The sequence below is a fragment of the Streptomyces sp. WY228 genome (genome assembly GCF_019287315.1).
Lineage (GTDB): Bacteria > Actinomycetota > Actinomycetes > Streptomycetales > Streptomycetaceae > Streptomyces > Streptomyces caviscabies.
In genome coordinates this window covers 293,439-308,300 of record NZ_CP079114.1, presented here as the reverse complement: position 1 = coordinate 308,300, position 14,862 = coordinate 293,439, and the positions used below count along the sequence as shown (strand labels likewise).

Here is a 14,862-nt window from a genome sequence, read left to right as displayed (position 1 = left end):
GGACCATTCTACGGTTTGGCAGGGTCACGACATTGGGCGGGGCGGGGCGAACCTTTCGCACCGTCGGCGGCGGACCCGGGCTGGAAGGACGTACGGATCATGGGTCGTACCTCACGGCTGCTGGGCCTCGGCCTGGCAGCGGCGCTCGTCGTGCCGATGCTGGTCGGAGCCGCACCGTCGAAGGCCACCGAGGCGGGCGCCGTCGTCGCGGCCGACGAGACCTGCGCGGTCAAGTCGAAGCCCACGGGCAAGGTGCTCCAGGGCTACTGGGAGAACTGGGACGGGGCGGCCAACGGCGTGCACCCGCCGCTCGGCTGGATCCCGATCACCGACTCCCGCATCGCCCAGCACGGCTACAACGTCATCAACGCCGCCTTCCCCGTCATCCGCTCCGACGGCACCGTCCTCTGGGAGGACGGCATGGACAGCACCGTCAAGGTCGCCACCCCCGCCGAGATGTGTCAGGCCAAGGCCGCAGGCGCCACCATCCTCATGTCGATCGGCGGAGCCACGGCCGGGATCGACCTCAGCTCCAGCGCGGTGGCCGACCGGTTCGTCGAGACGATCGTGCCGATCCTGAAGAAGTACAACTTCGACGGCATCGACATCGACATCGAGACCGGACTCGTCGGCAGCGGAAACATCAACCAGCTCTCCCCGTCGCAGGCCAACCTCATCCGCATCATCGACGGCGTGCTCGCCGCGATGCCGTCGAACTTCGGCCTCACCATGGCCCCCGAGACGGCGTACGTCACCGGCGGCAGCGTCGTCTACGGTTCGATCTGGGGCTCGTACCTCCCGATCATCAAGAAGTACGCGGACAACGGCCGCCTGTGGTGGCTGAACATGCAGTACTACAACGGCAGCATGTACGGCTGCTCCGGCGACTCCTACTCCGCCGGCACCGTCGCGGGCTTCACCGCCCAGACCGACTGCCTGAACAACGGGCTGGTCATCCAGGGCACCACCGTCAAGGTCCCCTACGACAAGCAGGTCCCCGGCCTCCCCGCCCAGATCGGAGCGGGCGGCGGCCATATGTCCACCGGACTCGTCGCGCAGGCCTGGAACCACTACAACGGCTCCCTCAAGGGGCTGATGACCTGGTCCCTGAACTGGGACGGCTCCAAGGGCTGGACCTTCGGCGACAACGTGAAGTCCCTCCAGGGCCGTTGAGCCCCTGCCCGTACGGCTCCCGCGCCACCTGCCCGTACGGTTTCCGCGCCCCCGGTCCGCCGATGACCGGGGGCGCGGCGTCGCTCCGGCCGGGCGGCGACACGAGGAAGGCGTGAACCGGACGCGCACCGGAGCGGCCGAGAGAGCAGAATCGGGTACGGACCGGGGTGATCGTTTCCCCGGTGCGCCGGGCCCGTCTCCCCGCGGGCCGGCCGACGACGAAGACGTACGAGGAGACCCGATGGTGCACGAACGGGCCGGTCACCCGGCGCAGTCCGCAGACCTGGTCGACGTGGCCCGGCTGGTGACGGCCTACTACGCCCTCCATCCCGACCCGGCCGAGCCCGCCCAGCGGGTGGCCTTCGGCACCTCGGGCCACCGGGGCTCCGCGTTCGCCGCCGCGTTCAACGAGGACCACATCGCCGCCACCACCCAGGCGATCTGCGACTACCGCACCCGCCAGGGCACCGACGGACCCCTCTTCCTCGGCGCGGACACCCACGCGCTCTCCGAACCCGCCCGGGTCACCGCCCTGGAGGTGCTCGCCGCCAACGGCGTCACCGCCCTCATCGACAGCGAGGACGGCTACACCCCGACCCCCGTCGTCTCGCACGCCATCCTCACGTACAACCAGGGGCGCACCGAGCACCTGGCCGACGGCATCGTGGTCACCCCGTCCCACAACCCGCCCGCCGACGGCGGTTTCAAGTACAACCCGCCGAACGGAGGACCGGCCGCCTCGGACGCCACCTCCTGGATCCAGGAGCGGGCGAACGCCCTCATCGAGGCCGGGCTCGGCGAGGTCCGCCGGATCCCGTACGCCCGCGCCCTGGCCGCCGACACCACCCGCCGCCACGACTTCCTCACCGCGTACGTCGACGACCTGCCCTCCGTCCTCGACCTCGACGCCGTACGGGACGCGGGCCTCCGCATCGGCGCCGACCCGCTCGGCGGCGCGTCCGTCGCGTACTGGGGCCGGATCGCCGAACGCCACCGGATCGACCTCACCGTCGTCAACCCGCTCGCCGACCCGACCTGGCGGTTCATGACGCTGGACTGGGACGGCAGGATCCGGATGGACTGCTCCTCCCCGCACGCCATGGCCTCGCTGATCGAACAGCGCGACGCGTACGCCATCGCCACCGGCAACGACGCCGACGCCGACCGGCACGGCATCGTCACCCCCGACGGCGGTCTGATGAACCCCAACCACTATCTGGCCGTCGCCATCGACTACCTCTACACCCACCGCGACAACTGGGCCGCCGGGACCGGCATCGGCAAGACCCTGGTCTCCTCGTCGATGATCGACCGGGTCGCCCACGACCTCGGCCGTACCCTGGTGGAGGTGCCGGTCGGCTTCAAGTGGTTCGTCGACGGCCTCTACGACGGCAGCCTCGGCTTCGGCGGCGAGGAGTCCGCCGGGGCCTCCTTCCTGCGCCGCGACGGCCGGGTCTGGACCACCGACAAGGACGGCATCCTGCTGGCCCTCCTCGCCTCCGAGATCACCGCCGTCACCGGAGACACCCCCTCCCAGCACTACGCCCGCCTCACCGACCGCTTCGGCGACCCGGCGTACGCCCGCATCGACGCACCCGCCACCCGCGAGGAGAAGGCCGTCCTGGCGAAGCTCTCCCCGCAGCAGGTCAAGGCCGACACCCTGGCCGGAGAGCCCGTCACCGCCGTCCTCACCGAGGCCCCCGGCAACGGCGCCCCGATCGGCGGCCTCAAGGTCTGCACCGACAGCGCCTGGTTCGCCGCCCGCCCTTCGGGCACCGAGGACGTCTACAAGGTGTACGCGGAGAGCTTCCAGGGCCCCGGCCACCTCGCCCGGGTCCAGGAGGAGGCCCGGGCGCTGGTGTCCGACGCGCTCGGCAACGCCTGAACCGACGGCGCGTACGCCGATGGGGGCCGGGACGCGGCGTCCCGGCCCCCATCGGGCAGCACTCCTCAGGCGCCCGGCACGGTGGGCTGCACCTGGCGCAGGAAGGCCGCGTTGTCCGGGGTGCGCCGGACCTTGTCGAGCAGCACCTGAAGGGCGCCCTGGCCGTCCCGGGTGTTCAGGGCGCGGCGCAGCGCCCGCACCGCCGCCAACTCGCCCGGACCGAACAGCAGTTCCTCGCGCCGGGTGCCGGACCGGGCGATGTCGACGGCCGGGAAGATCCGCGCCTCGGCGGCGGAGCGGTCCAGGCGCAACTCCATGTTGCCGGTGCCCTTCAGCTCCTCGAAGAAGAACTCGTCGGCCCGCGAACCGGTCTCCACGAGGGCCGTCGCCAGGATGGTCAGCGAACCGCCCTCGTCGGCGCAACGGGCCGCGCCGAACAGCTTCTTGGGCCCGGTCAGCGCCGCCGCGTCGACGCCGCCGCTCAGGGTCCGGCCGCCCGCGCGGGCCGCGTTGTTGTGGGCCCGGCACAGCCGGGTGAGGGAATCCAGCAGGATCACCACGTCCCGGCCCTCCTCGACGAGACGCCGGCCGCGCTCGACGGCCAGCTCGGCCAGGGCGATGTGCTCCCGGGCGGGCCGGTCGAAGGTCGACGCGTACACCTCGCCGCGTACCGAGCGGCGCATGTCCGTGACCTCCTCTGGCCGTTCGTCGAGCAGCACCACCATCAGGTGCGCCTCGGGGTGGTTGGTCGCGACGGCCGCGGCCAACTGCTGGAGCAGCACCGTCTTTCCGGTCCGGGGCGGAGCGACGATCAGGCCGCGCTGGCCCTTGCCGACGGGGGAGACGAGGTCGACGACGCGCGGTGCGGGCCCGCCGTGCGGTGTCTCCAGCCGCAGCCGCTCGCGGGGGTGGACGGGGGTCAGCTCGTGGAACCGGCGACGGCCCCGCAGCGCCTCCGGGGCTTGCCCGTTCACGCGGTCGACCGAGGACAGAGCGCGCGGCCGGTCGCAGTCGCCCTCGACGGCGTCGCCCCGGCGCAGCCCGTACCGGCGGATCAGCGCGGACGACACCTGGATGTCGCCGGGGGAGGGGTGGCCGCCGTGGACCCGGAGCATGCCGTGTCCGTTGTCGGTGGTGTCGAGGAGGCCGGCGACCCGGACGGGCCGCCGCTCACCCGCTACGGGGCGTTCGAGTGTGGTGGTCATGGGAGGGGTCCTTCCGCGGACAGGCGAATGAGGGGACCGGCGTACGGAGAGGCGGTGGGAATCACGCCACACCCTGGGGGCACGTGGGCCCGGGGTGTGGTCGCCGGAGAGACAGCGAGAACGCTGGGAAGAAGCTGATCGCCGGTCGGAAAGGACGGGCGCTGCAGCGGTGGAGAGGAATCAGCACCGGTGCCCCAAGAGAAGGGGCATGCACATGTGCTCATCGCACTGTACCACTACGCGCCGGACATGCGTCGAGGGCGGTGGGAACCCGATGCTCGGGTTCCCACCGCCCTCGGTGGCCGCGACGGGTCGCGGAGAGGCCGCAGGGTCAGCCGGTCACGCCCAGCAGCGGCGCCCAGGACTCCAGCGCGGGCTTCTCGGCGAGGTCGGCGAAGGCCACCTCGATGCCGTGGTCGCGGCGCCAGGCGGCGGCCAGCGACATCAGACGGACGGAGTCGAGACCGTAGTCGACGAGGTTCTCGTCGACCGGGATCTCCTCGGGGTCCTCGCCGAGCACGTCGGCGACATCGGCACGGAGCTGTTCGAGCGTGAGCGCCACGGCGGTCACTTCCCTTCGAAGACGGTCCGGGCGGTGGTGACGACGGCGCACTTGCCCGCGGCCCACCGCAGTGCCATGGCATGGTCCTCGGCCGAGAAGTCCGCCACCGCGTCGGCCACCACGAACGCCTGGATGTCCTGCATCCAGGCATCGCACGCGGTCATCAGCACGCCGATGTGGGCGTAGACGCCGGTGATGACGATCTGGTCGCGGCCCTGCTCGCGCAGGCGCTCCAGCAGATCGGTGCGGACGAAGCCGCTGTACTTCCATTTGGTGAGGACGGTGTCGCCCGCGTCGGGCGCGACCTCGTGCGCGATGGCCGCCAGCTGCTCGTCGGCCGGGAGACCGGGGCCCCAGAAGTCCTGCTGGAGGCCGCGCTCCTCGGCGCTCTGGCCGCCGGGCTGCGCGGTGTAGAGCACCGGTACGCCGAGGCGTGCCGCGTCCTTCTTCAACTCGGCCACATGGGCGAGCAGTTCGGGCACGGGAGCGGCCTCGCGGTCGTACGCCGAAAGGAAGTAGTTCTGGAGGTCGTGGACGAGCAGCACCGCACGCGCGGGGTCGACGGTCCAGTCGACCCGGTTGGCGGGCAGCTCGTCGGCGGCCGGCATGGGGTAGGGGACGATGGCGGGCAGAGCCATGGTGGAGAGGGTTCCGTTCGGGGAGTCGTTCAGTGGGACGGGGCGGAAGCAGTGGTGCGGGCGGCGGCGTTGCGCAGGTCCTTCTTGGAGACCTTGCCCACGCCGGTCTGCGGGAACGCGTCGACGAACTCGACCCGGTCCGGCACCTTGTAGGCGGCCAGGCCCCGCTCGCGGACGAACCGCTTGACGGCCACCGCCTTGAGCGGGCCCGCGCCCGAGCGCAGGATCACGTAGGCGCAGACGCGTTCGCCCAGATACGGGTCGGGCTCGGCCACCACATTGGCGTCGTGCACGGCCGGGTGGGCGAGGATGTGGTTCTCGACCTCCTCGGCGGCGATCTTCTCGCCGCCCCGGTTGATCTGGTCCTTGGCGCGCCCCTCGACGACGATGTGCCCGGTCCCGGTGACCCGCACGATGTCACCGGTGCGGTAGAAGCCGTCCTCGGTGAAGGAGCGGGCGTTGTGCTCGGGGGCGTTCCAGTAGCCCCGGATGGTATACGGGCCCCGGGTCAGCAGGTGGCCCGTCTCACCCGGGGCCACCTCCTGGTCCTCGTCGTCGACGACGAGGATCTCGTCGTCGGGCGAGATGGGCCGGCCCTGCGTGGTGACGATCGTCTCCACCGGGTCGTCGAGACGGGTGTAGTTGACCAGCCCCTCGGCCATGCCGAACACCTGCTGGAGCGTGCAGCCGAGCGCGGGCCGCACCCGGCGGGCCGCCTCCTCGCTGAACTTGGCGCCGCCCACCAGCAGGACCTCCAGGCTGCCGAGGTCGTGCGCGGTGCCCGGCGCGGCCTCCGTCCACAGCAGGGCCAGCGGCGGCACGAGCCCGGTGATGGTGACGCCCTCGCGCTCGATCAGCGGGAACGCCACCTCCGGCGAGGGCTGGGGGCACAGCACCACACGGCCCCCGGCGTACAGCGTGCCGAGCGAACCGGGGGAGGAGAGCGGGAAGTTGTGGGCAGCGGGCAGGACGCACAGATAGACGCTGTTCTCGTCGACCGCGCAGATCTCGTTGGAGCCCCACAGCGAGTAGATGTAGTCGTCGTGGGTGCGCGGGATCAGCTTCGGGACGCCGGTGCTGCCGCCGGAGAGCTGGAGGAAGGCCAGGTCGTCCGGGCGCGGGCCGCCGTAGCCGACCGGCTCCTCGGCGACCTCGGACAGTGCCTCGAACTCGCCGGGATCCCCCTGGGCCACGAACACATGGCGCAGGGTGCTCACGTTGGCGTGGGTCTTCGACGCCAGCTCACGGTAGTCGTAGCCGCCGTGCTCGGCCGCGATGACGTACGCCACCGCCTCGGTGAACTCGCAGAAGTAGGTGATCTCGCTCTCGCGGTGCGCGGGCAGCGCGAAGACGGGCAGCGCGCCGATCCGGAACAGCGCGAAGATCACCTCGAAGAACTCGGCGATGTTGGGGAGTTGCACCACCACCTTGTCGCCCTTGACGATGCCGCGGGCGAGGAAGCCCGCCGCCAGCCGGTCGGCGCGCCGGTCGAGATCGGCGTAGGTCCACCGGCTGCCCGCCACCGGGTCGACGATCGCGACCCGGTCCGGATGGGCCTCGGCGCGCTGCCGCAGCATCTCCCCGAAGGTCTCGCCGCGCCACCAGCCGGCCGCCCGGTACTTCTCCGCGAATTCGGCGGGCCAGGTGGGCGCCGCCGCGTCCGTACTCACAGTTCGGCTCCCACGGCGCTCAGGAAGGTGCGGAACTTGGCCGCGGTCTCGGCGGTCTCCGCCTCGGGCTCGGAGGCGGCGACGACGCCCGCTCCGGCGTACAGGCGCAGCGTGCGCTCCTCGGCCTCGGCGCAGCGGATCGTGACGACCCATTCGCCGTCGCCCTCGGCGTTGCCCCAGCCGACTACGCCGGTGAAGAAGCCGCGGTCGAACGGCTCCGTCTCGGCGATGATCTGACGGGCCGTCCGCGTCGGCGTCCCGCACACGGCGGGCGTCGGGTGCAGCGCCATGGCCAGCTCCAGCGCCGAGGCGTCGGGGGAGGTGAGGGTGCCGGTGACCGTGGTGGACAGGTGCCACATGGTGGCGGTGCGGATGAGCGTCGGGCGGGCCGGGACGGTCATCCTCGTGCAGTGCGGTGCGAGCGCCTGGTGGACGGCGTCCACGACGACGGCGTGCTCGTGCAGGTCCTTGACGGACTCCAGCAGCGTCGCCGCCCGGCGTACGTCCTCGGCGAGGTCGGCGCTGCGCGGGGTCGACCCGGCGAGCGGGTTGGCGACGACCTGCTCGCCGTGGCGGGAGACGAGGAGTTCGGGGCTGGCGCCGATCAGGGTGCGGTCGGGGCCGGTCGGCAGCGCGAAGGTGTAGCCCGAGGGGTCGCGGCGGGCGAGGCGCTGGAGCATCGCGGGCAGGTCGAGCGGGTCGCCTGAGGTGAGTTCGAGGGTGCGGGCCAGGACGACCTTGCTGAACTCGCCGCGCCACATGCGCTCCACGGCGGAGGCGACGCCCTTGCCGTAGATCTCCGGCTCGGGCACCTGGCGCATCTCCCAGGCCCCGGCGGCGGGCGCGCTCGCGGGCAGCGCGATGAGCGGGTCGGAGGCGAGCGGCGGCGCGGTGCGCACGGACTCCGGGACCCTGAGGGCGGCCGGGGCGGTGTGGTCGAAGGGGATGGCGCCGATGACCACCGGCGATTCCTGCCCGGCGGCGACCGCCGCGGCGAGCGTGGCGTCCACCCGTGCGGTCAACGGTCTCTCGTCGTGCGGGACATGGCGTCCCGGGCCCCGTGCGAGCAGCGTGCGTCCGGGAGTGGCGAGAAAGTGGTCGCCCGGTGTGTAGGCGTCCAGCAGTGATGTGGCCGCTCCTACGGCCGGGTGGGCCGGATCGGCCGGGGCGGTGTGCGTGGCGACCTGGGATGCCGTCGACACGGGAACTCCATTCTCGATGGTCCCGTCAGCGGGTGCGGGGGGCTGGATGGGAGGGTGAAGGAAGGCGAAGGAGGCGGGAGAAGAAGAGGGAGGAGACGGGCGTGCGGTCAGCGCAGGGTCGCGCCGCCGTCGACGTACAGCTCCTGCATGGTGATGTGGCGGGCGCGGTCCGAGGCGAGGAACGCCACCGTCTCCGCGATGTCCCGGGGGTCGGCGATCCGGCCCAGCGGAATGCCGGTCCGGTACGTCGAGGGGTCGCCGTCGATGACGCGCTGTTCGGCGCCCGGATCGGTCCACAGCGCGCGTTGCATCGGCGTGTCGGTGGAGCCGGGTGCGACGACGTTGCAGCGGACGCCGCTGCCGGCCAGTTCGAGGCCCAGACACTTGGTGAACATGGCGGCGGCCGCCTTGGAAGCGGCGTAGGCGGCCATGCCGGTGCGGGGGATTCCGGCGGCGTTGGACCCGACGGTGACGACCGCGCCGGATCCCCGGGCCGCCATGAGCGGGGCGACCGCCTGGGAGACGTGGAAGACGCCGGTGGTGTTCACCGCGAAGGTGTCCGCCCAGTCCTGTGCGGAGAGCACGGCCGCCGGACCGGTGCGCAGGATGCCCGCGACATTCACCAGGACGTCGACCGGGCCCAGTTGGCGCTCCACGCGGGCCACGGTGCTCTCCACCGAGCCACGGTCGGTGACGTCCATCACATACGGGTCCAGGCTGCCTGCCGAACGCTCGCCATCGGGCAGTTTCTCCTGCGTCCGGGTCCACTCGGCGGCCTGCGCCTCGATGCCGGGCAGGGCGCGATCGGTGGCGGCCACACGGGCGCCGAGGGTGGCGAGCAGGTCGGCGACTGCCGCGCCGATGCCTTGTGCGGCACCGGTGACCAGAACAGTGCGGCCGATGAACTCGCCGCTTCTGCCCGGTATGTGCTCAGGCATGAGCAACCTCCTCCGTTGTTAGGTAAGGGTAACCTAAATTCATTCGACCACCCAGAAGGGGGTCGAGTCGCCGATAGCTACTTAGGCTAGCCTCACCTTATGCAAACGCCGCGCACGGGGACCACGGCCTCGGCTCCCGAACATGACTCCTCGACCGTGCAGTTGGACGGGGGCGAAGCCGACCACCGGACGAAGGCCCCGTCCGCCGGGCACGAGGAAGCGTTCCCGGGAACCGAAAAGGGAACAACGTCGGGAACCGGACAGCCCTCCGACCCCCGACCGGCCCCCGACGGGCCCGCCGCCCCGGACGCACCCGACGCGTCCCGCTCCACCGCCGACCCGCGACGGCGGACCGTCGTGATCGCCGTCGCCGGACTGGCCCTCGCCGTCCTGCTGTTGACGGCTCTCTCCCTCTCGATCGGCGCGGGTGAGGTCGGAGCGGGCGGCGTCCTGGACTACCTCATCGGCCGCGACGGCGCACGCGACAACGCCCGGCTCTCCCTCGTCGTCGGCGACCTGCGGCTGCCGCGCACCCTCACCGCCCTGCTCGTCGGGGCCGCCCTCGGCGTCGCCGGCTGTCTGCTCCAGGCGGTCACCCGCAACCCGCTGGCCGAGACCGGACTGCTCGGCGTCAACGCGGGCGCCTCGCTCGGCGTCGTCGCGGGCATCGCGCTCCTCGGCTTCGATTCCGGTTACGCCTACCTCGTCTGCGCCTTCGTCGGCGCGGTGGTCGCCAGCGGCCTCGTCCTCCTCATATCCGGCAGACGCGGCGGCGGCTCTCCCATGCGCCTCGTCCTCGCGGGCGCGGCGCTCGGCGCGACCTTCGGCGGACTCACCAGCGTCATCGTCGTCAACTCAGCCGAGACCTACGACAGATTCCGCTTCTGGGTCCTCGGCTCCCTCGCCGGAGTCGAGGGCTTCGGCGAACTCGGCCGCCTCGCCCCCGTCCTCGCCATCGGCTTCCTCGTCGCCCTCCTCGTCGCCCGCCCGCTCTCCGCCCTGGCGCTCGGCGACGACCTGGCCCGCAGCCTCGGCCACCGGCCCCCCGTCATCCGTACGGTCGTCGCCGTCGGCGTCACCCTCCTGACCGCCGCCGCCGTCGCGCTCGCCGGGCCCATCTCCTTCCTCGGCCTGCTCGCCGGCTTCCTCGCCCGCGCGCTCGCCGGCACCCGGCTCGCGGCCCGCATCCTGCTCGCCGGGCTCATCGGCGCCTGCGTCCTGACGGTCTCCGACATCGCCGCCCGGGTGGTCTCCCGGCCCTTCGAGGCACCCGTCTCCGTCATCGTCGCCCTCATCGGCGCCCCCGTCCTCATCGCCATCGTCCGCTCCAAGCAGCTGGCCTCGATGGGCATGACGGAACCCGCCACCGAGGAACGCGCCCCCGACCGCCCCCGCCGCTTCCGGATCACCCTGCCCCGCCCCGCCCGCCGCACCCCGAAGACCCTGCGGGTCCGCCCGGCCGACACCCTCGTCCTGCGCCGCGGACCGCTCTCGCTCCTCGTCACCCGGCGCGCCGCCCTCGCCGCCGTCGCCCTCGCCGGAGCCCTCCTGCTAGCCGTCGTCCTCTCCGCGTACGCGGGCCAGAGCGACATGGGCGTCGGCCGCACCTTCCGCGCGGTGCTCGGCCAGGGCGACCGCTTCGACGTGCTGCTCGTCCAGAAGTTCCGCCTCGGCCGCATCGTCGCCGGACTCACCGCCGGCGCGGCCCTCGGCCTCGCGGGCTGCCTCACCCAGACCCTGGCCCGCAACCGCCTCGCCACCCCCGAACTCCTCGGCGTCAACGACGGGGCCACCGCCGCCGTCCTGCTCTCCGTCACTCTCAGCGCCTCCGGAACGTTCGGCGCCTGGTGGGCCGGGCCGATCGGCGCCCTGGTCGCCGTCATCGTCGTCACCACCGTCTCCGGCGGTCTCGGCCAACGCGGCTACCGTGTCCTGGTCGTCGGCCTCGCCATGTCCGCCCTGGCCTCCGCGATCACCCAGGTCGTCCTCTCCCGCCGCTCCCTCTCCTCCGCGAGCTCGCTGTACGTATGGACCTCGGGCAGCCTCAACGGACGCAGCTACTCCGTCGCCGTACCCGTCCTCATCGGCCTCGCGGTGCTCGTCCCCATCGGCCTCGCCGTCGCCCGCCACCTGGCCGTCCTGCGCTTCGACGACGCCACCGCCTCCTCGCTCGGCTCGGCCCCCGGCCGGGTCCGCACCCTCGCCCTGCTGCTGGCCGTCGGCCTCGCCGGGCTCGCGGTCGGCATCTGCGGCCCGGTCGGCTTCGTGGCGCTCGCCGCCCCCGTCATCGCCTCCCGGCTCGCCGGGCCGCTGCGCGTCCCGCTCGTCGGCTCGATGCTCACCGGAGCCGTCCTCGTCGTCGTCGCCGACACCCTCGGCCGCATCGCGTTCGACGGCGTCGAACTCCCCGTCGGCATCGTCACCACCGTCCTCGGCGGCCCCTTCCTGCTCTGGGTGCTGCTCGGCCGCTCCGCGGCCACCCGCGTGTAGCGGACCGCCACCCCCCGTAGAGAACAGCGAGAGACCCATGACCCAGCCGTCGGCCTACCCGCCGCGCGGGAACCCCCCGGCCACTCCCGTACCCGAGGGACCGACCGGATCCGAGACGACCGCCGTACGAAGCCCTCTGCTGCGCACGCTCCGCGCGGACGTCCGTGCCGACAAGCCCGACGCCGAGGAGGCGTTCTGGCGGTACGCGGCCGCCACCGGCACCCCGCTCGTCGAACCCGACCCCGAGGGCGACCCGGACCACCGGCTCGTCACCTTCGTCCGCCGTGAGGACCCCGCGCGCCCCGCCACCCATGTCCTGGCCCTCGTCCACACGGTCACCGACAAGGACCGCCACGCGGGCGACCTCGCCCCGCACCTGATGGAACGGATCGAGGGCACCGGCGTCTGGGCGATCAGCCACCGGCTGCGCGCCGACCACCGCGCCTCGTACCAGTTCCACGCCACCGACGGCACCCGCGAGGACGCCCTGCGTGCCGACCGGGCCTCCTGGCTCCGGGTCCTCGACCACGCCGAACCCGACCCGCTCAACGACCGCGCCCCGCTGCCCTCCCGGGACGGCCGCAATCCCGCCTCCGTGCTCGAACTCCCCGAAGCCCCACCGCAGTCACGCATCCGGCGTCGCGACGACGTGGCCCGGGGCCGCACGCTCGACGCCGAGGTCGACGGCCGCCGGATCACCGTCCACCTGCCGCCCGGCCACCGCCCGGACGGCGGCCCGTACGCGCTCGCCGTGCTCCTCGACGGCGAGATGTGGGGGCCGGTCCTCGGCGTCGGAGACACCCTCGACAACCTGTACGCCGACGGGGAGCTGCCGCCCACCGTGGCGGTCCTGGTCGACACCATGGGCCGGCGCATGCAGGACCTCGCGTGCAGCGGCCCGTTCGTCGACTGGCTCGCCGACACCCTGCTGCCCTGGGCCGGACGGGAGTACGCGGCCGGTGCCGACGCCGCACGCACCGTCGTCGCCGGGCAGAGCGCGGGCGGCCTCACCGCGGCGTTCGCCGCGTTCCGGCGGCCCGACCGCTTCGGCCTCGCGCTCTCCCAGTCCGGCTCCTTCTGGTGGCCCGACGACGAGCGCGGCAGCGAATGGCTCACCGGGCAGTACGCGTGGGCGGAGCGCAGGCGGGTGACCGTGCATCTGGAGGTCGGCCTCCAGGAGTGGATGCTGCTCCGGGAGAACCGCAGATTCCGCAATGTGCTGCGCGCCCGTGGATACGACGTGCGCTACCGCGAGTTCAACGGAGGTCACGACTACGCCTGCTGGCGCGGCGGCCTGGCGGACGGCCTGGCGGCGCTGCTCGGCGAGGGCTGATCCTCCTCCGTAACCCCGCGCCCCGACCACGACAAGGGGGCGGGGCGGCATCCCCCCTCCGGATACCGCCCCGCCCCTCTCTTCTTGTGTGCTCGCTCAGCCCTTGACGGCCGGAGTCCCCTCCGCCGCCAGGTCCTCATCGGGCGCCTCAGGGCCGTCCTCGTCATCGAACGGCGGCGGCTGCGGGGCCTCGCGCGGCAGCCGCAGCGCGATCAGCGCGCCCACCGCGACGAGCCCCGCCGTCACCCAGACCGCCGTACGGTACGGGCCCGGGTCGGCGGAGGCCTCTGTCACGTGACCGCCACCGATCACCGCCGCGCAGGCGGCGATGCCGAGCGCGCCGCCCAGCGTGCGGACGATCTGGAACAGGCCCATCGCCTGGCCCATGTCGGGCGGCGCGATCGACTCGAATCCGGAGATCTGCACGGTCAGCACCGCCGTCCCCAGCACCAGACCGATCAGGAACATCAGCCCGCGCACACTCCACGCGTTCTCCGCCACCCCGGGCACCGCGAGCGCCCCGAAGACCGCCGCCGCGACCAGCAGCGCCGGCACGGTCAGCAGCCGGGGGCCGAGCCGCGGCAGCAGCCGGTCCACCACCTGCGAGGCCAGCATCAGCCCGACCGCCTCCGGGAACACGCTCAGCCCGGCGTCCAGCGCCGAAGCCCCCAGGCTCGCCTGGTAGAGCAGCGGGAAGACGAACAGCACGCCCATCAGCCCGGCCGCGGTCACCCCGGCCAGCGCCGAGGCCGACCCGTACACCCGGTCGGCGAACAGCCGCAGCTTCAGCAACGGCGCCTTCGCCCGCACCTGGTGCAGAACGGCCGCCACCAGCAGGACGGAACCCAGCGCCGCGCTCACGGCGACGGCGGGCCGCGTCCAGCCCTGCGAGGGGCCGAAACCGAGCGCGTACGTCAGCAGCCCCAGCGCCGGAGTGGCCAGCCAGAAGCCGACCGTGTCGAACTTCCCCTCCGGGCCCTCGACATGCTCGCGCAGACCGAACACGCCCAGCAGCACCGCCGCCGCGCCGATCGGCACGTTCACGAAGAACAGCCAGTGCCAGGAGAGGTGTTCGGTGAGCAGTCCGCCCAGCGGCGGACCCAGCGCGGGCATCAGCGCCGTCGGCACGATCAGCACCTTGGCCAGCTTCATCCGCTCGTGCGGCGGGAACGCCCGGAACAGCAGCGTCATCCCGACCGGCGTCAACAACCCGCCCGCCAGGCCCTGTACGGCCCGGGCGACCACCAGTGTGGTGAGGTCCGGGGCCAGCCCGCAGACCGCCGAGGCGATCGTGAACGCGGTCAGCGCGCCGAGGAACACCCGCTTCGTCCCGAACCGGTCGCCCAGCCACCCCGCCACCGGCAGCCCCACCGCGAGCGCGACCAGGAAGGCCGTCTCCACGGTGTTCGCCGCCGACAGCGGACGCCCGAAGTCGCCCGCGATCGTGTAGAGCGCCGGGTTCACGATCGTCGAGTCCAGGCCGTTCATGCACATCGCGGCCGTGTAGACGAGGACGACCGCGACCCGGGGGCGTATCCGGGGCCGGATCAGCAGCCCGCTCACCGGGCGGCGACGGGGAGGGGACCGGCCCAGTGTGCGGAGATCCAGTCCAGCGCGTCCTGCCGGGCGCACGGACCGTGAGCCGTCGACCAGCCCTCCGGCACCGCCGCGAACAGCGGCCACAGCGAGTGCTGACCCTCCGCGTTGGTCAGGACGAGGAACTCCCCGTCCGCGTCGAAGGGGTTGGCGGATGCGTCGCTCATCGG

12 protein-coding genes are annotated in these 14,862 nt (G+C 72.8%); 4 read left to right on the top strand and 8 right to left on the bottom strand.

All coding sequences use genetic code 11. The annotated features are described in order from the left end of the window. The first annotated feature begins 99 nt into the window (after positions 1-99). Both KV381_RS01330 and pgm read left to right on the top strand, forming a co-directional pair. Positions 100-1,173, top strand: a complete 1,074-nt coding sequence (locus KV381_RS01330; RefSeq protein WP_030629717.1) for a chitinase — start codon at positions 100-102, stop codon at positions 1,171-1,173. Positions 1,174-1,414: 241 nt separating this feature from the next. Next, entirely contained in the window at positions 1,415-3,058 is a 1,644-nt protein-coding gene (pgm, locus tag KV381_RS01325) for a phosphoglucomutase (alpha-D-glucose-1,6-bisphosphate-dependent) (RefSeq protein WP_218784276.1), read from the top strand. A gap of 65 nt (positions 3,059-3,123) precedes the next feature. Here the strand turns inward: pgm and rho are convergent, their stop codons facing one another. From rho to KV381_RS01295, 6 genes are all read right to left on the bottom strand, one after another. Continuing rightward, positions 3,124-4,263, bottom strand: coding sequence for a transcription termination factor Rho (gene rho, locus KV381_RS01320; RefSeq protein ID WP_218784275.1), 1,140 nt, complete (start codon positions 4,261-4,263; stop codon positions 3,124-3,126). A gap of 331 nt (positions 4,264-4,594) precedes the next feature. Then, a complete protein-coding gene (locus KV381_RS01315) occupies positions 4,595-4,834 on the bottom strand; it encodes a phosphopantetheine-binding protein (protein WP_032787168.1) in 240 nt (79 codons plus the stop codon). Then, entirely contained in the window at positions 4,831-5,463 is a 633-nt protein-coding gene (locus KV381_RS01310; RefSeq protein WP_218784274.1) for an isochorismatase family protein, read from the bottom strand. The genes KV381_RS01315 and KV381_RS01310 overlap by 4 nt, the downstream gene beginning before the upstream one ends. Before the next feature lie 29 nt (positions 5,464-5,492). Beyond that, complete coding sequence (locus tag KV381_RS01305; RefSeq protein WP_218784273.1) at positions 5,493-7,133, bottom strand: (2,3-dihydroxybenzoyl)adenylate synthase; 1,641 nt, start codon at positions 7,131-7,133, stop codon at positions 5,493-5,495. Further along, positions 7,130-8,335: an isochorismate synthase DhbC gene (gene dhbC / locus KV381_RS01300; RefSeq protein ID WP_030088518.1), complete on the bottom strand. Its 1,206-nt coding sequence runs from the start codon at positions 8,333-8,335 to the stop codon at positions 7,130-7,132. Before dhbC ends, KV381_RS01305 begins: the two co-directional genes overlap by 4 nt. Positions 8,336-8,442: 107 nt before the next feature. Further along, positions 8,443-9,273: a 2,3-dihydro-2,3-dihydroxybenzoate dehydrogenase gene (locus tag KV381_RS01295; protein ID WP_086779368.1), complete on the bottom strand. Its 831-nt coding sequence runs from the start codon at positions 9,271-9,273 to the stop codon at positions 8,443-8,445. 99 nt (positions 9,274-9,372) lie between these two features. On the opposite strand from KV381_RS01295, the gene fhuB reads away from it, so the two are divergent. Together fhuB and fes are read left to right on the top strand one after the other, a co-directional pair. Next, entirely contained in the window at positions 9,373-11,763 is a 2,391-nt protein-coding gene (gene fhuB, locus KV381_RS01290; RefSeq protein WP_218784272.1) for a Fe(3+)-hydroxamate ABC transporter permease FhuB, read from the top strand. 37 nt (positions 11,764-11,800) lie between these two features. Then, positions 11,801-13,096 carry an enterochelin esterase gene (gene fes / locus KV381_RS01285; RefSeq protein ID WP_218784271.1) on the top strand — a complete coding sequence of 432 codons (1,296 nt, stop codon included), beginning with the start codon at positions 11,801-11,803 and terminating at the stop codon, positions 13,094-13,096. A 96-nt stretch (positions 13,097-13,192) separates the two neighbouring features. Here the strand turns inward: fes and KV381_RS01280 are convergent, their stop codons facing one another. Further along, complete coding sequence (locus KV381_RS01280; RefSeq protein ID WP_030629740.1) at positions 13,193-14,659, bottom strand: DHA2 family efflux MFS transporter permease subunit; 1,467 nt, start codon at positions 14,657-14,659, stop codon at positions 13,193-13,195. Further along, on the bottom strand, positions 14,656-14,859 hold the full coding sequence (locus KV381_RS01275; protein WP_098026079.1) for an MbtH family protein: 204 nt from the start codon (positions 14,857-14,859) through the stop codon (positions 14,656-14,658). The genes KV381_RS01280 and KV381_RS01275 overlap by 4 nt, the downstream gene beginning before the upstream one ends. Between the last annotated feature and the right edge of the window lie 3 nt (positions 14,860-14,862).